Annotated in this window: 14 protein-coding genes and 5 pseudogenes; 11 read left to right on the forward strand and 8 right to left on the reverse strand. The window is 65.5% G+C overall.

What is annotated here, in order from left to right; genetic code table 11:
- The first annotated feature begins 94 nt into the window (after positions 1-94).
- Positions 95-427: a hypothetical protein gene (locus tag PL79_RS06355; protein ID WP_044843897.1), complete on the forward strand. Its 333-nt coding sequence runs from the start codon at positions 95-97 to the stop codon at positions 425-427.
- Positions 428-533: 106 nt separating this feature from the next.
- Here the strand turns inward: PL79_RS06355 and mmsB are convergent, their stop codons facing one another.
- The 3 genes from mmsB to PL79_RS06370 form a co-directional block, all read right to left on the reverse strand.
- On the reverse strand, positions 534-1,424 hold the full coding sequence (gene mmsB / locus PL79_RS06360; RefSeq protein ID WP_044843898.1) for a 3-hydroxyisobutyrate dehydrogenase: 891 nt from the start codon (positions 1,422-1,424) through the stop codon (positions 534-536).
- 16 nt (positions 1,425-1,440) lie between these two features.
- Positions 1,441-2,967: a CoA-acylating methylmalonate-semialdehyde dehydrogenase gene (locus PL79_RS06365; protein ID WP_044843899.1), complete on the reverse strand. Its 1,527-nt coding sequence runs from the start codon at positions 2,965-2,967 to the stop codon at positions 1,441-1,443.
- 122 nt (positions 2,968-3,089) lie between these two features.
- Positions 3,090-4,409, reverse strand: a complete 1,320-nt coding sequence (locus PL79_RS06370) for an MFS transporter (RefSeq protein WP_044843900.1) — start codon at positions 4,407-4,409, stop codon at positions 3,090-3,092.
- 157 nt (positions 4,410-4,566) lie between these two features.
- Here PL79_RS06370 and PL79_RS06375 point away from each other — a divergent pair, with 157 nt between their 5' ends.
- Complete coding sequence (locus PL79_RS06375) at positions 4,567-5,520, forward strand: LysR family transcriptional regulator (RefSeq protein ID WP_044843901.1); 954 nt, start codon at positions 4,567-4,569, stop codon at positions 5,518-5,520.
- 143 nt (positions 5,521-5,663) lie between these two features.
- Positions 5,664-5,939: a hypothetical protein gene (locus tag PL79_RS06380; RefSeq protein WP_044843902.1), complete on the forward strand. Its 276-nt coding sequence runs from the start codon at positions 5,664-5,666 to the stop codon at positions 5,937-5,939.
- Between the two features lie 25 nt (positions 5,940-5,964).
- Here PL79_RS06380 and PL79_RS06385 read toward each other — a convergent pair whose 3' ends face one another.
- Positions 5,965-6,687, reverse strand: a complete 723-nt coding sequence (locus tag PL79_RS06385) for a haloacid dehalogenase type II (protein WP_044843903.1) — start codon at positions 6,685-6,687, stop codon at positions 5,965-5,967.
- A gap of 312 nt (positions 6,688-6,999) precedes the next feature.
- Between PL79_RS06385 and PL79_RS06390 the strand changes: the two genes are divergently transcribed.
- Positions 7,000-7,227: a hypothetical protein gene (locus PL79_RS06390; RefSeq protein ID WP_044843904.1), complete on the forward strand. Its 228-nt coding sequence runs from the start codon at positions 7,000-7,002 to the stop codon at positions 7,225-7,227.
- Positions 7,228-7,350: 123 nt separating this feature from the next.
- Here the strand turns inward: PL79_RS06390 and PL79_RS36500 are convergent.
- Positions 7,351-7,452: pseudogene (locus PL79_RS36500) on the reverse strand (hydrolase); the annotation flags it as partial.
- Between the two features lie 108 nt (positions 7,453-7,560).
- Here PL79_RS36500 and PL79_RS36505 point away from each other — a divergent pair.
- Positions 7,561-7,749, forward strand: coding sequence for a hypothetical protein (locus tag PL79_RS36505; RefSeq protein WP_235879223.1), 189 nt, complete (start codon positions 7,561-7,563; stop codon positions 7,747-7,749).
- Positions 7,750-7,754: 5 nt separating this feature from the next.
- On the opposite strand, the pseudogene PL79_RS37130 reads toward PL79_RS36505, so the two are convergent.
- The 3 genes and pseudogenes from PL79_RS37130 to PL79_RS06400 form a co-directional block, all read right to left on the reverse strand.
- Positions 7,755-9,443 (reverse strand): annotated as a pseudogene (locus PL79_RS37130) (beta strand repeat-containing protein); the annotation flags it as partial.
- Positions 9,444-9,992: 549 nt separating this feature from the next.
- Positions 9,993-10,124: pseudogene (locus tag PL79_RS37135) on the reverse strand (ESPR domain-containing protein); the annotation flags it as partial.
- A gap of 18 nt (positions 10,125-10,142) precedes the next feature.
- Positions 10,143-11,711 carry a tetratricopeptide repeat protein gene (locus tag PL79_RS06400; protein WP_193759814.1) on the reverse strand — a complete coding sequence of 523 codons (1,569 nt, stop codon included), beginning with the start codon at positions 11,709-11,711 and terminating at the stop codon, positions 10,143-10,145.
- 591 nt (positions 11,712-12,302) lie between these two features.
- Between PL79_RS06400 and PL79_RS06405 the strand changes: the two are divergent.
- From PL79_RS06405 to PL79_RS06430, 6 genes and pseudogenes are all read left to right on the forward strand, one after another.
- Positions 12,303-12,520, forward strand: a pseudogene (locus PL79_RS06405) (transposase); the annotation flags it as partial.
- A 64-nt stretch (positions 12,521-12,584) separates the two neighbouring features.
- Positions 12,585-12,761 (forward strand): annotated as a pseudogene (locus tag PL79_RS06410) (IS5/IS1182 family transposase); the annotation flags it as partial.
- A gap of 402 nt (positions 12,762-13,163) precedes the next feature.
- Positions 13,164-14,024: a transporter substrate-binding domain-containing protein gene (locus PL79_RS06415; protein ID WP_044845555.1), complete on the forward strand. Its 861-nt coding sequence runs from the start codon at positions 13,164-13,166 to the stop codon at positions 14,022-14,024.
- Positions 14,025-14,109: 85 nt separating this feature from the next.
- On the forward strand, positions 14,110-14,832 hold the full coding sequence (locus PL79_RS06420) for an ABC transporter permease (protein ID WP_044845491.1): 723 nt from the start codon (positions 14,110-14,112) through the stop codon (positions 14,830-14,832).
- Between the two features lie 12 nt (positions 14,833-14,844).
- A complete protein-coding gene (locus tag PL79_RS06425; protein WP_044845492.1) occupies positions 14,845-15,591 on the forward strand; it encodes an ABC transporter permease in 747 nt (248 codons plus the stop codon).
- Positions 15,592-15,618: 27 nt separating this feature from the next.
- The gene (locus PL79_RS06430) at positions 15,619-16,410 is read left to right on the forward strand and encodes an ABC transporter ATP-binding protein (protein WP_044845493.1); all 792 of its coding nucleotides are present in this window, start codon (positions 15,619-15,621) and stop codon (positions 16,408-16,410) included.
- Positions 16,411-16,412 lie beyond the last annotated feature (2 nt).

The following is a 16,412-nucleotide window of genomic DNA, read 5'->3' on the forward strand; positions in this document are numbered from 1 at the left end:
TGTTCACTGAAAAGGGCATGATCTCCGGCGATCGGGCAGGCATACTGTCGCCTATGTTGCTCAATGCCGTCGAATCGACGCGCGCTTGCCCCCCATGTCCATTGCTCTATCTTTTCGATCCCTGCGAGGGTTGACCATCGCGGCCGTTGCATGCTTGCTCGCCGCATGTTCGACCGCTTCCGACGTGACCACGACGTCGAATCCGAACGTCTTCACCGTGACGACGCGCACGCTCGGCGTGTCGACGACGTGGGCCGACGCCCATGCGAAAGCCGTCGACGAAGCGACCAACTACTGCACGCAGCGCGGCATGCGCGCGAGCCTGAAGCAGGAGTCGGTGACCGGCGGCCGCCGCGTCGACGCGCGCTCCGAACTCGCGTTCGAGTGCCATCCGACCTTCGAGACGGCGTCGAACCCGCGCGGATAAACGCCGCGCCGCCCGCGCGGCCGTCACCTCCGCACTGCTCCGGATGTGAACCGACCCGCGATGCCGTTGACGGGCAGCGCGGGCCGTCGCACGTCCGCCGGCCGCGTTACGCGGGCTGCGCCTCGTACAGCTTCACGCACGCGGAGAAGTCGAGCGTGCCGAGCCCGTGCTGGCTCATCGACTGATAGAGCTGCTGCGCGAGCGCGCCCATCCACACCGGCTGCCGTGCGCTGCGCGCGGCTTCGGTCGCGAGCCCGAGATCCTTCAGCATCAGGTTCGCGGCGAAACCGCCCGAGTAGCCGCGCGCGGCGGGTGCCGCGTCGTTCACGCCAGGGTACGGGTTGTAGGTGTCAGAACTCCAGCAGCGGCCGGTCGACGTGTTGATGATGCCGGCCAGCACGGCCGGGTCGATGCCGAGCGCGGCGCCGAGCGCCATCGCTTCGGCCACGCCCATCATCGAGATCCCGAGCAGCAGGTTGTTGCAGATCTTCGCGATCTGCCCGGTGCCCGTGCCGCCGCAGTGCACGACGTTCTTCCCCATGTCGAGCAGCACCGGGCGGATGCGCTCGAACAGCGCGCCTTGCGCGCCGACCATGAAGGTCAGCGTGCCGGCCTGCGCGCCGCCGGTGCCGCCCGACACCGGCGCGTCGGCGAGCGGGAAGTCGCGCTGTGCGGCGGCGTCGGCCACCGCGCGCACGGTGTCCGGATCGATCGTGCTGCAGTCGACCAACGTCGCGCCGGCACGCGCGCCGGCCAGCACGCCGTCGTCGCCGAGGTAGACCGCGCGCACGTGCTGCGCGGCCGGCAGCATCGTGATCACCAGCGACGCGCGGGCAGCCGCGTCACGCGGCGACGCGGCCGCCGTCGCGCCCGCGCGCACCGCCGCGCCGACCGCGTTCGCGTCGAGGTCGAACACCGTCAGCGCGTGGCCGGCCTTGAGCAGGTTGGCGGCCATCGGGCCGCCCATGTTGCCGAGTCCGATGAATGCGATTTCCATGTGCGGGCTTCCTTGATCAGCGCAGCGCGATCGTCGTGTTCACGCCGCCGGCCGTCGCGTCGTCGTCGAACCAGCGCGCGGTGACCGTCTTCGTCTGCGTATAGAACTGCACGACCTGCTTGCCGTACGGGCCGAGATCGCCGAGCTTCGAGCCGCGCGAGCCGGTGAAGCTGAAGTAGGGGACCGGCACCGGGATCGGGATGTTGATGCCGACCTGGCCGATGTCGATCTCGCTCTGGAACTTGCGCGCGGCCGCGCCGCTCTGCGTGAACAGGCCGACGCCGTTGCCCATCGGGTTGCGGTTGACCAGCGCGATCGCGTCGTCGAGCGTGTCGGCTTCGAGCACGACCACCACCGGCCCGAAGATTTCTTCCTGATAGATCGACATGTCGGTCGTCACGTTCGAGAAGATCGTCGGGCCGACGAAGTTGCCCTGCTCGTAGCCGGGCACCTTCACGTCGCGGCCGTCGAGCAGCAGCGTCGCGCCTTCCTTCACGCCCGCATCGATCAGCGACAGGATGCGGGCCTTCGCCGCCTTCGACACGACCGGGCCGACGTCCGTGCCGGCTTCGGCACCGGCGTTGACCTTCAGCGCCTTCGCCTTCTCGACCAGCTCGGGCAGCCAGTCGCGCGCCTGGCCGACCAGCACGACGACCGACGTCGCCATGCAGCGCTGGCCGGCCGCGCCGAAGCCCGCGCCGACCAGCGCGTTGATCGACTGCTCGCGGTGCGCATCGGGCAGCACGACCGCGTGGTTCTTCGCGCCCATCATCGACTGCACGCGCTTGCCGTGCTGGCTGCCGAGGTTGTACACGTGCGTGCCGACGCGCGTCGAGCCGACGAACGAGATCGCCTTGATGTCCGGGTGCGTGCACAGACGGTCGACCACGGTCTTGCCGCCGTGCACGACGTTCAGCACGCCCTGCGGCACGCCGGCCTCGATCGCGAGTTCGACGAGCTGCATCGTCGACAGCGGATCCTGTTCGGACGGCTTCAGCACGAACGTGTTGCCGCACACGATCGCCATCGGGAACATCCACAGCGGGATCATGCCGGGGAAGTTGAACGGCGTGATGCCCGCGCACACGCCGATCGGCTGGCGCAGCGTGTAGGTGTCGACGCCGCCCGCGACGTTCTCCGCGAATTCGCCTTGCTGCAGCGTGCCGATCGAGCACGCATGCTCGACCACTTCGAGGCCGCGGAAGATGTCGCCCTGCGCGTCGGGCAGCGTCTTGCCCTGCTCGGCCGTCAGCGTATGCGCGATCCGTTCGAGATTGCGACGCACGAGGTCCTGGAACTTCAGCATGATGCGCAGCCGCGCGCCGATCGGCGTCGTCTTCCAGGTCTGGAACGCGCGCTGCGCGGACGCGATCGCGGCATCGACCTCGTCGAGCGTCGCGTACGGCACGCGGCCGATCACTTCCTGCGTCGCGGGGTTGACGATGTCGCCCCATTCGGCGCTTTGCGATTCGACGAACGCGCCGTCGATCAGCAGCTTGGCGGTGGGCAGGGCGAGGGTGGTCTGGGGAACTGCGGCGTTCATGGAACTCTCCGGGAAACGGTGATGCGAAGAAAACACGTGGGCTGCGTCCGTCGCGCGTGCGGCCACGGCGGACGGCAGGTCGAACTGAAATCGGGGCGATGCGGATCGATGCGGGCCAATGCTTACGCACGCGCCGGACGCATCAACGCGGTACACGCGAGCGCGAACACGCCGAAGCCGACGAGGTACGCGATCACGTAGTGCGGCTGGCCGCCGCCGGCCTTGAGCAGCGACGTCGCGATCATCGGCGCGAAGCCGCCGCCGATCACGCCGGCGAGCTGCACCGACAGCGAGATGCCGCTGTAGCGGATTTCCGCCGGGAACTGCTGCGCGAACAGCAGCGACTCCGGCGCATACAGGATCGGGAACACGATGCCGAGGCCGAGCACGATCGCCCACCATGCGGTCGACGTCTGCTGCGTGCCGAGCATCAGGAAGAACGGCGCCGCGAACAGGCACATCAGCACGAGGCCGATCGCGAACATCCGGCGCTGGCCGATGCGGTCGCTGAGATGCCCGCACAGCGGCATCGTGACGAGCGACAACGCCGCGCCGGCCGTGATCGCGTGCAGCATCTCGGCCTTCGGCAGATGCAGCTGCTGCGTCGCATACGCGAGCGCGAACGTGACGACCATGTAGAACCAGGTGTTTTCCGCGGCACGTGCGCCGACGATCGTCAGCACCTCGCGCGGATGGCGGCGCAGCGCGGCCGTCACCGGCGACTTCTCGGCCTTGCCCTGGCGCTGCATCTTCTCGAAGTCCGGCGACTCGGGCACCTTCGCGCGGATGAACCAGCCGAGGCCGACCAGCGCGATGCTCGCGAGGAACGGCACGCGCCAGCCCCACGACAGCATGTCGGCTTCCGGCAGCGCGGCCACCGCGGCCATCGCGACCGACGACAGGATCAGCCCGAGCCCGACGCCCGTCTGCGGCAGGCTGCCGAACAGCCCCTTGCGGCCCTTCGGCGCGTGCTCGACGGCCATCAGCACCGCGCCGCCCCATTCGCCGCCGACCGCCATCCCCTGCAGGAAGCGCATCGCGATCAGCAGCGCGGCGGCCCAGTAGCCGATGCGGTCGTACGACGGGATCAGCCCGATGATCATGCTCGGCACGCCCATCAGCAGCAGCGTGATCATCAGCATCGACTTGCGGCCGATGCGGTCGCCGAAGTGGCCGAACACGATGCCGCCCATCGGCCGGCCGATGAAGCCGACCGCGAACGTGCCGAACGCGGCGAGCGTGCCGACGACGGGGTCCAGCGACGGGAAGAAGATGCGGTTGAACACGAGCGCGGCCGCCGTGCCGTAGAGGAAGAAGTCGTACCACTCGATCGTGGTGCCGGCCATGCTGGCCCAGCCGGCCAGCAGGTAGTGCCGCGCGGTGCGGGCGGGCGCCGGCGTCGCGATGGCTGCATGCTCATCGAGGGTGGATCGCGTCTGCATGGTGTCTCCGGTTTTATTGCCCGCGGCTCATGGTCCGCAGGTCACGGTCGAGTATAGTTATGCGCGGATCCATGATGTACCGACAAGAAAACCGGTTGGATGTGCATTTATGCATATCGGAACCCGGCCCCGAGACACCTGCCCTTTTTTCCCGCCGATGCGACACGCCACCGAGCCGGTTTCCGGCAACCTGAACTGGGACGACCTGCGCTTCTTCCTCGAAGTCGCCCGCACGCAGCGCGCGAGCGGGGCGGCGAAGCGGCTCGGGGTCGACTACACGACCGTCGCGCGGCGCATTCGCGCACTCGAGGCCGCGATGGGTACGCTTTTGTTCGACAAGTCTCGCTCGGGTGGCTTCACGCTGACCGCCGAGGGGCAGCGGCTCGTCGCGTATGCGGACGCGATGGAGACGACCGTGCAGTCCGCATGCGACCAGGTCGCGAACACCGGCGAGGCGCTGTCGGGCCACGTGCGGATCGGGTCGACCGAAGGGTTTGGCTGCTTTTTCCTCGCGCCGCAGCTCGCGCGGTTTCGCGTCGCGCACCCGCATGTGACGGTCGACCTGCTGCCGGTCCCGCATTTCGTCAACTTGCCGAAGCGCGAGGCCGACCTCGCGATCACGCTCGAGCGGCCCGAACGCGGGCCTTACGTGGTCACGAAGCTGTGCGACTACCAGTTGCGGCTCTATGCGACGCGCGACTATCTGGCGAGTCATCCGCCGATCGCCTGCACCGACCATCTCGCGCGGCATGCGTTCATCAGTTACGTCGACGATCTCGCGTTCAGCAGCGAACTGCTGTACCTGGAGCGCGCGGTGCCCGGCGCGACGGCCGGGCTACGCACGACGAGCGTGATCGCGCAGGTGTTCGCGGCGCTGCAGGGCGGCGCGCTCGCGATCCTGCCGTGCTTCATGGCGGCCACGCAGCCGGCGCTGGTGCCGGTGCTGCCGGACGACGTGGTGGTCACGCGGTGCTTCTGGCTGACGTGTCGCGAGGATCTGCGCAAGCTGCGGCGCGTGACGGCGCTGTGGGATTACCTGCGCGCGGCGGCGGACGCGAACCGGGCGTTGTTGATGGGGGAGTCTGACGAACTGCGATTCATCGGGAATTGAGCGCAGCGGTGCGTCATGGGCGGTCCGTCCCGTGTCGATCGATGGATTTCGTGCCGCGTACCGGTTTGACATAGTGGTTTCGCGGGGCGGGCGCGCCTGTGGCGGCCTGGTGTCCCGCGTTTTTCGTCATCCGGAGGTGTGTCATGAAAAAGAAGACAGCAATCCTGATCGTCGCGGCCGGCGCCGACCCCACGGGGCTCGCAGTCGGGCAAATCATCAGCGGAAGCGGCAGCATGGGCCGCGTCGGCATGAAGATCACGAGCGTGAAGCAGCAGACCGCGTTCGCCGACCGGCCCTACGTCCTCGAAGTCGCGACACTCGAGGCGACATGGTTCGACGACGCCAATCCGATCACGACGATCAGCTACAACAACGAACGCAATCGGGCCGCGGTGACGACCTGCACGTTCACGTCGTGATCGCCATCCGGGCACGCGGTTGGTGTCAACCCGGACAACCGAGCCGATCCGCGAGTTCGTTCAGGTCCTTGACGTCGAAGTCCCACGCGTCGTCGGCTTTCAGGTCGGTCGTCTGGTTCGGCCCGTGTTCGGTCGGCCGCAGCACGAACGCGGTCGCGAGCCCGAGTCGCCGCGCGGCGGCCAGATCGCCGTTGTGCGCGGCAACCAGGCACAGCTCGGCCGGCTCGAGACCGAGAATCTCGACCGCTTCGGTATAGACCCTCGGCGACGGCTTGTACGCGTGCGCGACTTCGGCGCCGAGGATCGCGTCCCACGGCAGGCCGCCGTGCTTCGCGACGTCGACCATCAGCCGGATATTGCCGTTCGACAGCGGCGCGATCACGTAGCGCCGCTTCAGCCGCTGCAGCGCCGAGACGGAGTCGGGCCACGGATCGAGCCGGTGCCACGCGAGGTTGAGCGCGTCGATCTCCGCGTCGGGCACGCCGTCAATCCCGTAGCGGTCGAGCGTGCGCACCAGGTTCTCGCGGTGCAGCACGTCGAGCCGCACGTAGCGCCTGCGCCCGCTGCGGATTTCCTCCATCGACGGCGCATATTCGCGGCGCCACGTATCGGCGAATTCGAACGGATCGCGATCCGGCGCATGGCGCGCCAGGAACGTGGCGGCTTCGCGCGCGACGCCGTTTCTCCAGTCGACGATCGTTCCGAACACGTCGAAAACGAGCGCCTTGATGTCGGCAGGGTTCGTCATGGGATTTTCGTGAAGGTCGGTCGAGGGGGGACGCGACGCGCGCCGAGGCGGCAGCGCGCGACGCCGGTTCGAATGACATTGAATCACGTATCCGCGAAGACGGCTGGCGGCGTCGCGGCGATGGCGGCGCGCGGTGCGGCATCGAGGGTGCATGAGGGCGAGGCGGAGCGGGGAAAACCGGTATCGCACCGCCCGTCACGGGCCTTCGGCCATGACCTTCGGCACATTCCTGCCCGCGTGCGCGGAGCCTACGCTGGGCAGGTCGCCGGTGCGTGCCGGCGGCGTTCCCCAACCAACCGACAAGGACATGCCATGCCGACCATTTCAGTCTACGGGTTCAATCCGGACGGCGGCCCGAGCGCGCTCGGCGCGCAAGCCACGCGCGACAACCTCAACGAGGACCATCCGACGTGGGCCGTGACGCTGGCCTACACCGCGAGCACCACGACGGCCGTCTTCACGTCGGCCACGGCGTCCGACGCGGATCTCAGGGCCGCGCTGGAGACGGCGTATCCGCCGGCAAGCTACCACGTGGTTTAGGTATCGCGGGCGCCCGCCCGGGCCGGCCCGGGCGGGGATAGTTCATGTGGCGCAACGCGCGCCGGCGGCTGCGGCGCGGGCCGGGTTCGCGCCGCAAGCGCGGCGCGTGCGGACGTGCGGCAATCAGCTCTTGTCGTACGAGAACTGGATGCCCGCGGTGCCGCCGGTTTCGATGAACAGGTTGATGAACGCGGGGACGGTTGCGCTGCGCGCCCAGTCGCGGCGCTCAGGCCCGTCGACAATGAGCTGACGTTGCCGTTGGTCGCATTCAAGCTGGTCGACAACGATCCGACGTCGGTCGATTCCTGAGTCGACAGTGCCCCGAGGGTACTGTTGGTCGTGTTCAGACCTGTCGACAGCGAGCTCACACCGCTTTGTGCCGTGCTGATGCCGGCGGCAGCCGAAGTCGACAGACTCGCCACGTTGTTGTTCGTGGCGCTCAGGCCCGTCGACAATGAGCTGACGTTGCCGTTGGTCGCATTCAAGCTGGTCGACAACGATCCGACGTCGGTCGATTCCTGAGTCGACAGTGCACCGAGGGTACTGTTGGTCGTGTTCAGACCTGTCGACAGGGAGGTCACGCCGCTTTGCGCCGTGCTGATGCCGGCCGCAGCCGACGTCGACAGGCTTGCCACGTTGCTGTTGGTGGTATTCAAGCTGGTCGACAACGATCCGACGTCGGTCGATTCCTGGGTCGACAGTGCCCCGAGGGTACTGTTGGTCGTGGTCAGGCTCGTCGACAGGGAGGTCACGCCGCTTTGTGCCGTGCTGATACCGGCCGCGGCCGACGTCGACAGGCTTGCCACATTGCTGTTGGTGGTATTCACGCTGGTCGACAGCGATCCGACGTCGGTCGACTCCTGCGTCGACAGTGCACTGAGGGTGCTGTTGGTCGTGTTCAGGCCGGTCGACAACGAGGTCACGCCGCTTTGCGCCGTGCTGATGCCGGCGGCAGCCGACGTCGACAGACTCGCCACATTGCTGTTGGTGGTATTCACGCTGGTCGACAGCGATCCGACGTCGGTCGATTCCTGGGTCGACAGTGCCCCGAGGGTACTGTTGGTCGTGTTCAGGCCCGTCGACAACGAACTCACGCCGCTTTGTGCCGTGCTGATACCGGCGGCAGCCGACGTCGACAGACTCGCCACGTTGCTGTTGGTGGTGTTCAGACCTGTCGACAGCGAGCTCACGCCGCTTTGCGCCGTGCTGATACCGGCCGCAGCCGAGGTCGACAGGCTTGCCACGTTGCTGTTGGTGGTGTTCAGACCTGTCGACAACGAACTCACGCCGCTTTGTGCAGTGCTGATACCGGCCGCAGCCGAGGTCGACAGGCTTGCCACGTTGCTGTTTGTGGTGTTCAGACCTGTCGACAACGAGCTCACGCCGCTTTGTGCCGTGCTGATACGGCCGCAGCCGAGGTCGACAGGCTTGCCACGTTGCTGTTGGTGGTGTTCAGACCTGTCGACAACGAGCTCACGCGCTTGTGCAGTGCTGATACCGCCGCAGCCGAGTCGGCAGACTCGCCACGTTGCTGTTGGTGGTGTTCAGACCTGTCGACAGCGAGCTCACGCCGCTTTGTGCAGTGCTGATACCGGCCGCAGCCGAGGTCGACAGGCTTGCACGTTGCTGTTGGTGTTGTTCAGACCTGTCGACAGCGAGCTCACGCCGCTTTGTGCCGTGCTGATACCGGCCGCAGCCGAGGTCGACAGGCTTGCCACGTTGCTATTGGTGGTGTTCAGACCCGTCGACAACGAACTCACGCCGCTTTGCGCCGCGCTGATCCCCGTCGAGGTTGAAGTCGACAGGCTCGCCGCGTTACTGTTCGTCGTGCTCAGGCCCGTCGACAACGAGCTCACGCCGCTCTGAGCCGTGCTGATCCCCGTCGAAGTCGAAGTCGACAGGCTTGTCACGTTACTGTTCGTGGTGCTCAACCCCGTCGACAACGAACTCACGCCGCTTTGCGCCGTGCTGATCCCCGTCGAAGTCGAAATCGACAGGCTCGTCACGTTACTGTTCGTGGTGTTCAGGCCCGTCGACAGCGAGCTCACGCCGCTCTGAGCCGTGCTGATCCCCGTCGAAGTCGAAGTCGACAGGCTCGTCATGTTATTGTTCGTCGTACTCAAGCTCGTGGAGAGCGAAAAGAGCTGCCCGCCGTTAACCGCATCCGTCGAACCGGACGCCACATTCCCGCTCGACACATTGATGATCTTGCGCTGCAGCGAGCTGCTACCCACGCTCACCACGTTGGCCGCGCCCGCGTCGGTGCTGCTGGAACCCAGCGCAACGGAGTTTGTCCCCGTAGCCGTCGCGCTGTTGCCAATCGCCGTGGTGTTGGTGATATTCAGCGGGCTGCCGCTGGTTCCCGATCCAGCAGATGCCCCCAACGCTACGTTCCCGTTACCGTTCACGTACTGACCAGCGCTCGTACCGACTGCCGTGTTGTTGCTGCCCGTAACGGCATAGCTGGAATTGGCTCCGCTTCCCGTGTTGTTGCTGCCCGTGACGCTGTAGCTCGAATAAGCCCCGTTACCCGTATTCGAGTCCCCCGTGACGTTGTAGCTCGAAAAAGCGCCGTTACCCGTGTCTGAGTTGCCGGTCAAGCCGGTACCGCTCACATACCCGTAGAACGTGTTGTTGGTCCCGCTTCCCGGGTACGTCGCCGAGGTGCTTCCACAAGTGTCGCTGCTGGGACCGTGGTTATAGCAAGTGCTGTCGGCCCATCCCAGCTGCGGAAGAGACATGCACGTGCCAGCCGCCAGCGCGGCGGCAGCAACGGCCCGCACTCGCCGTACCGCACGTGAGCGCCCCCCTGACTTCCCCTGTCCCGTCGCGCTCTCCGCAACGACAACCATCTGATTCAGCCGTCTGCTGAAAATGCACTTGTAGATCTTGTTCATGTTGTCCCCCAGTTCTCATCAGCGCCAGTTCGCGGAGAGCGCTTGCAGACAGGTTCCCCAGTCCGCGCGCGCTTCTTGCCTGTATGTCACGACATCGGGATACCAGGCGGTGTCTCCAAACCACCGCCAATCGGCATGCTTTTGCAAAAGCACATGTGTCTTCAGTCCAAGCGCACCCGCAAGATTGGCGCTCGACGTACACACCGACACGATTTCGTCCAGACACTGCATTGCCGCTGCAGTCCGGCTGAAGTCGGTCAAAAAATGAGAAAGATCGGTAACAGGCAAATCGGGCACGCCGGCGAGAACCGCGCGATGTTCAGCGGGCATCAGCGAATAGAAGCGCACACAGCCAATGTCTTTCAGATACGCGTTCAGCAGCTCCGATGGCACACTGCGCGCAAGCCGGTTCGACGCGGTCGAGACGGGATTGGCCGACCACACGATGCCGATATGCCGGCAACCCTCGCCCGAGCGCGACTGCGCGACCAACTGCCGCGCAGTGCGCTGATCCTCTGGCGCCGGCTTCAGGTAAGCGACCGGCTCAGGTTTGTCCACCCACAAAGGTAAATCGCCGATCGAGATTTGCCAGATCCTTAAGGACTGTTTATCAACTGCGAGAAGATCCGGCGCTTGCGTGACCATTCCCCCCAATACCGATGCCGACGGAAAACTCGCGCGGAACAGCCGCACGAGCGCGGGCCGGCACACTACCACCACGCGCATATTGGCCGACCGCGCCCGCTTCAGCAGCAGCGGCAGAAACGCGGCAAATAGGATCTCGTCACCGGCACCTTGCTCGCCGGAAACAATCAAGGTCGAGCCCGCTTCGAACTGGCCATTCCATGCGGAATACGGAAAGCGCATGCCCTTGAGGCTGATTTTCTTTCCCGCATCGAAACGCCTCGCATAATGTGGCCAGGCGTCCCTGAACCGCCCTCTGCCAAGCAGAAAATGCGCGTATTCCCAATGCGTGACCGGATCGTTGTCGTCGGCGATTTGCGTCTCGAACAGGGCCTGGGCACGCTCATCCAGTCCCAGACAAGCGCAGCACACGGCCATCCGGTGTGCCGCCTTGTCGCGCAATCTGCCCTCGAGGTGAGCCAGTCGGTCAAAGCATTCGAGCGCCTTGCCGAAATGCTCCCGGAGCCGGAGAAGCTCGCCGTAATTCCATAACGCATTGGCACAATCCGGATCTCTTTCCAGGCAGGCGCGATACTCATACATCGCGAGTTCTTGCTGCCCGGATTCGTGCAAGGCGACTGCCAGGTTGTAGCGAATCTGCGGATCATCAGGCGCGAGCGCGGCGGCCCGCGTGAACTCATCGAGCGCCTCGCGTGGTCGGCCACCTTGATTCAATGCCACGCCCAGGAGCAGACGCAGGAAGCCGCAGCCCTGATCGACAGAGATGGCCTGCCTCGCGCACTCGGCACTTTGCTCAAAGTGCCCGTCATTCAAAAGTTGCAACGCTCGCTGCGACAGTGCCGCGGTGCGCGTTGGCCAGCCGGGCTCGACCTCCGCTGTCGCACCAGAAGGAAGCGGCAATACGCCGGTGATGCGTGCCAGCCTTGAAGGTGGCGAATGCAAGTCATTTCTGCATTTCATACGTACCCCCCGAACACGTCGTGTATCGAGTTCTCACTGCGCGCGTGAGCGCGGCTCAATCAACGTGTACGGGGGGGATGCGAGAAGGCAGCCGCATGGCAGCCGTAGCGTACTTGGACATGATTTCCCCGAGCTGCGTTTTGGTTGTTCGTTGCCTGCACTGGGCTTTACGGCCGTGCGGCTTGGATGTGTGCGAAACACGTGAGCAAGGAGTGGACCAGCACGCGGTGGCTCAATGACCACGGGGCCGAGCGATCGACAGGCGATGTGAGGCAACGTTCGGCCCCCAACGTTGTTTCAGTTCTGAAACTCCAGAAGGACGCGCCGATTCTCCAAGTCCGGCGCGCAGCAAGGAAACACACGTATGGCGCAGCTTTGCGCCGACGGCAGGCATTCGATTCCTGCGTCCCCATTGCTGTGATTTATCTAAAAATGTTTCAATCGTGCAACTCGCGGCCGGGAACGATGCCGTATGGGGTAATCGTCCTGTTCGGGCATGTGTGTGACCCGCCTGGGGGAATTTTCGGACCAGTTGAAACTGAGAGAATGGCTTCCAGCGGAGAAAGGGAAGTCATGAAGAAGAGCCGGCTTACCGAAGAACAGATGGTCACCATCCTGCGCGAGGCGGGCAACGCGCCGGTCGCTGAGGTCGCGAAGAAGCACGGGGTCAGCGAGCGAACGATTTACAACTGGCGGCAGCATTTCGACGGGCTGGAACCTGCCGACAGAAGCGGCTCAAGCAGCCCGAGCAAGAAAATGCACCGACTCAAGCGCGGCAAAGGGTTAGGGATGCTATGCATAACTGGCTCCCGGATGTGCTTTTCAGGGATCGGCGAGCAAGCGAACATATAGGCCATGAAACAAACTGACCTTGGACTGAACTTGTCGACGAAGCGCACGCGCAAGCGCGAATTCTTGGGCGAGATGAACCGGGTGGTGCCGTGGGCCGATCTGGTGATGCTGATTGCCCCATACGCGCCAGAAGGCAAGCGTGGTCGCCCACCGTTCGCGGTCGAGGCGATGCTGCGCATCCTCCGGAACATGCTCGACCGTGCGTCCGGCAATCACTCGAAAAGCGCGTTGCACGGCTACGGCCAGAACGAATTCGTGCCGTGGCAGGCCGGCGCGATCACCTGAGCGCGCCGCGCCCGTCGCGGGCCGGTTCCCCGCATTTGCCGCCCGCTGATCCAATCCGGAATTTGTCTAGTCATCCTTGCGATTGGATCGTACGAGATGCACCAAACGCGTGCCTGAATTCCCCACGACGAGGCACGTCAGAGCCCCGAAATTAGGGGATTTCCCGCGTTTCCCCGGTTTTTTTTGATCGCTGCTTGTCGCGCTGTTTTTCTTCTTGCATGCTTGTATAGACAAATTCCTGAGGCGGCTTGCTGCAGCACCGAAGGGATGACGAACCTCAACGCAAGGAGAAATCTCGTGAACGGCAAGCGGATCAAGTGGGCAATCAGGACGATCGGTGTCATCGCGGCCGCGGCGGCAACGCTCGCGGCACCGGCGCAGGCGAAGGAATGGAAGACGGTGACGGTCGCGCTCGAAGGCGGCTACGCACCGTGGAACCTCACGCTGCCGGGCGGCAAGCTGGGCGGTTTCGAACCGGAGCTGCTTGCCAACGTGTGCGAGCGGATCAAAGTGCAGTGCAACATGGTCGCGCAGGACTGGGACGGGATGATTCCCGGCCTGCAGGCCGGCAAGTTCGATATCCTGATGGATGCGATTTCCATCACGCCGGAGCGCGAAAAGATCCTGCTGTTCTCGCGTCCGTATGCGGCGACGCCCGCGACGTTCGCCGTCACCGATACCAAGATCCTGCCGAAGGCCGCGCCCGGCGCGCCGATGGTCAAGCTGACGGGTGACGCGAACGCGGACAAGCCCACCGTCGACGCGCTGCGCAAGCAGCTGAAGGGCAAGACGATCGGCATCCAGTCGGGCACCGTCTATACGAAATTCATCAACGACAGCTTCAAGGACATCGCGTCGATTCGCGTGTACAAGACTTCGCCCGAACGCGACCTCGACCTCGTCGCCGGGCGCATCGATGCGTCGTTCGACGACGTCACGTACTACGCGGCGAACAACACGAAGAAGGACACCGCGTCGATCGTGCTCGCGGGGCCGAAGCTCGGCGGGCCGATCTGGGGGCCGGGCGAAGGGCTCGCGTTCCGCAAGCAGGATGCCGACCTGAAGACGAAGTTCGATACGGCGATCGGCGCGGCACTCGCGGACGGCACGGTGAAGAAGCTGGCCGACAAGTGGTTCAAGACCGACGTCACGCCGTAAGCACGCCGCCGCCGCGCGAGCGACCCGAACGACGCGCGGCGGCAGGCATCCTGACGATTCACTCAACGCTTGCCGGGAGGCACGCATGGCGATTCTCGAAATGCTCGGCTTCGGAACCGAAGGCTGGGGCGGTGTGCTGCTGCTCGCCGCACTGATGACGGTCGCGCTGACGCTCGCCGCGCTCGCGGTCGGCGCGGTGATCGGCGCGGCGATCGCGGCGGCGAAGCTGTCGCGCTACCGCAGCGCCCGCCTGCTCGGCGACCTGTACACGACGGTATTTCGCGGCGTGCCCGAACTGCTCGTCATCTATCTGTTCTACTTCGGCGGCTCGACGCTCGTCACGGCCGTCGGCCAGTGGTTCGGCGCGGAAGGCTTCATCGGCGTGCCGCCGTTCGTGATCGGCGCGCTTGCAGTCGGCATGATCTCGGGCGCCTACCAGGCGGAGGTGTATCGCGCGGCGGTGCTCGCGGTGTCGAAGGGCGAGCTCGAAGCGGCGCGCGCGATCGGCATGCCGCGCAGCATGGTGCTGCGGCGCATCCTGGTTCCGCAGGTGCTGCGCTTCGCGCTGCCCGGGATCGGCAACGTGTGGCAGCTGAGCCTCAAGGACTCTGCACTGATCTCGGTCACCGGGCTCGCCGAGCTGTTGCGCACGAGCCAGATCGCCGCCAATTCGACCCACCAGTACTTCGTGTTCTTCGTCGCGGGCGGGGCGTTGTATCTGCTGATGACGGGCGTGTCGAACCGCGTGTTCAACCGGGCGGAAGCGATCGTCGGCCGGTCGTTCCGCCGCAATTTCGCGCGCAACTGACGGAGAACGTGCATGTCCCTCGATTTCGCTTTTCTCTTCGATACGCTGCGCCAGCTGCTCGCGGCCGTACCGACCACGCTCGGCCTGTTCTTCGCCTCGCTCGTGCTCGGCGGCCTGCTGTCGCTCGTGATCGTCACGATGCGCGTGTCGCCGCGCTGGCTGCCGAACCGCTTCGCGCGTGCCTACATCCTCGTGTTTCGCGGCTCGCCGCTGCTGATCCAGATGTTCCTCGTGTATTACGGGCTCGGCCAGTTCGGCGTGATCCGCGAAAGCTTCATGTGGCCGCTGCTGCGCGAGCCGTACGTCTGCGCGGTGCTGTCGCTCGCGCTGTGCACGGCGGGCTACACCGCCGAGATCCTGCGCGGCGGGCTGATGGCCGTGCCGGTCGGGCAGATCGAGGCCGGCTATTCGATCGGCCTGTCGGGCTTCGCGCTGCTGCGGCGCGTGATCGGCCCGATCGCGTTGCGCCAGTGCCTGCCCGCGTATTCGACCGAAGCGGTACTGCTCGTCAAGTCGACCGCGCTGGCGAGCCTCGTCACGGTATGGGAAGTGACGGGCGTCGCGCAGCAGATCATCCAGCAAACCTATCGGACGACCGAGGTGTTCGTCTGCGCCGCCGTGATCTATCTGGGCCTGAACTTCATCGTCGTGCGCCTGCTCGGCGCGCTCGAATGGCGGCTCTCGGGGCACCTGCGTGCGCCGAAGCCATCCGGTGCGCCCGCCGCGGCGAACCGCAATGCCCAGCGCGTCGCATCCTGAGCGCGCCATTCCTTCCAGGAGAATCCGATGAACACCGCTGCTCCCGTTGCGCTGTCGGTCAAGAACATCCACAAGTCGTTCGGCGACCATCATGTGCTGAAGGGCATTTCGCTCGACGCGCATGAGGGCGACGTCATCTCGATCCTCGGCGCGAGCGGCTCGGGCAAGAGCACGTTCCTGCGCTGCCTGAACCTGCTCGAGACACCCGACGACGGCTCCGTCGCGCTCGCCGGGGAAACGCTCGCGATGAAGCGCGCGCGCGACGGCAAGCTGCATCCGAGCGACCGGCGCCAGGTCGACCGGATCCGCTCCCAGCTCGGCATGGTCTTTCAGAACTTCAACCTGTGGTCCCACATGACGGTGCTCGACAACCTCGTCGAGGGGCCGCTGCGCGTGCAAAAGCGCAGCCGCGCCGAAGCGGTCGAGGAGGCCGAGGCGCTGCTGGCGCGCGTCGGTCTCGCCGACAAGCGCGGCTACTATCCGGCGCACCTGTCGGGCGGCCAGCAGCAGCGCGTCGCGATCGCCCGCGCGCTCGCGATGCATCCGAAAGTGATGCTGTTCGACGAACCGACGTCCGCGCTCGATCCGGAGCTGGTCGGCGAAGTGCTGCGCGTGATGCGCTCGCTGGCGGAAGAGGGGCGCACGATGCTGGTCGTCACGCATGAAATGGGCTTCGCGCGGCACGTGTCGAATCGCGTGCTGTTCCTGCATCAGGGCGAAGTCGACTCGGACGGCACGCCCGACGACCTGTTCGGCGGCCAGTGCTCCGAGCGCTTCCGGCAATTCGTGTCGAGCCACCACGACCGCACCACCAACTGAGG

The sequence above is a fragment of the Burkholderia sp. USMB20 genome (genome assembly GCF_000949135.2).
Taxonomy (GTDB): Bacteria; Pseudomonadota; Gammaproteobacteria; order Burkholderiales; family Burkholderiaceae; genus Burkholderia.

Excerpts from the sequence above, each read along its gene's own strand:
- PL79_RS06375 (WP_044843901.1), top strand. The coding sequence starts at position 4,567 with ATGCGACACGCCACCGAGCCGGTTTCCGGCAACCTGAACTGGGACGAC.
- PL79_RS06390 (WP_044843904.1), top strand. The coding sequence starts at position 7,000 with ATGCCGACCATTTCAGTCTACGGGTTCAATCCGGACGGCGGCCCGAGC.
- PL79_RS06430 (WP_044845493.1), top strand. The coding sequence starts at position 15,619 with ATGAACACCGCTGCTCCCGTTGCGCTGTCGGTCAAGAACATCCACAAG.
- mmsB (WP_044843898.1), bottom strand. The coding sequence starts at position 1,424 with ATGGAAATCGCATTCATCGGACTCGGCAACATGGGCGGCCCGATGGCC.
- PL79_RS06385 (WP_044843903.1), bottom strand. The coding sequence starts at position 6,687 with ATGACGAACCCTGCCGACATCAAGGCGCTCGTTTTCGACGTGTTCGGA.
- PL79_RS06425 (WP_044845492.1), top strand. The coding sequence starts at position 14,845 with ATGTCCCTCGATTTCGCTTTTCTCTTCGATACGCTGCGCCAGCTGCTC.
- PL79_RS06420 (WP_044845491.1), top strand. The coding sequence starts at position 14,110 with ATGGCGATTCTCGAAATGCTCGGCTTCGGAACCGAAGGCTGGGGCGGT.
- PL79_RS06380 (WP_044843902.1), top strand. The coding sequence starts at position 5,664 with ATGAAAAAGAAGACAGCAATCCTGATCGTCGCGGCCGGCGCCGACCCC.
- PL79_RS06355 (WP_044843897.1), top strand. The coding sequence starts at position 95 with ATGTCCATTGCTCTATCTTTTCGATCCCTGCGAGGGTTGACCATCGCG.
- PL79_RS06370 (WP_044843900.1), bottom strand. The coding sequence starts at position 4,409 with ATGCAGACGCGATCCACCCTCGATGAGCATGCAGCCATCGCGACGCCG.
- PL79_RS06365 (WP_044843899.1), bottom strand. The coding sequence starts at position 2,967 with ATGAACGCCGCAGTTCCCCAGACCACCCTCGCCCTGCCCACCGCCAAG.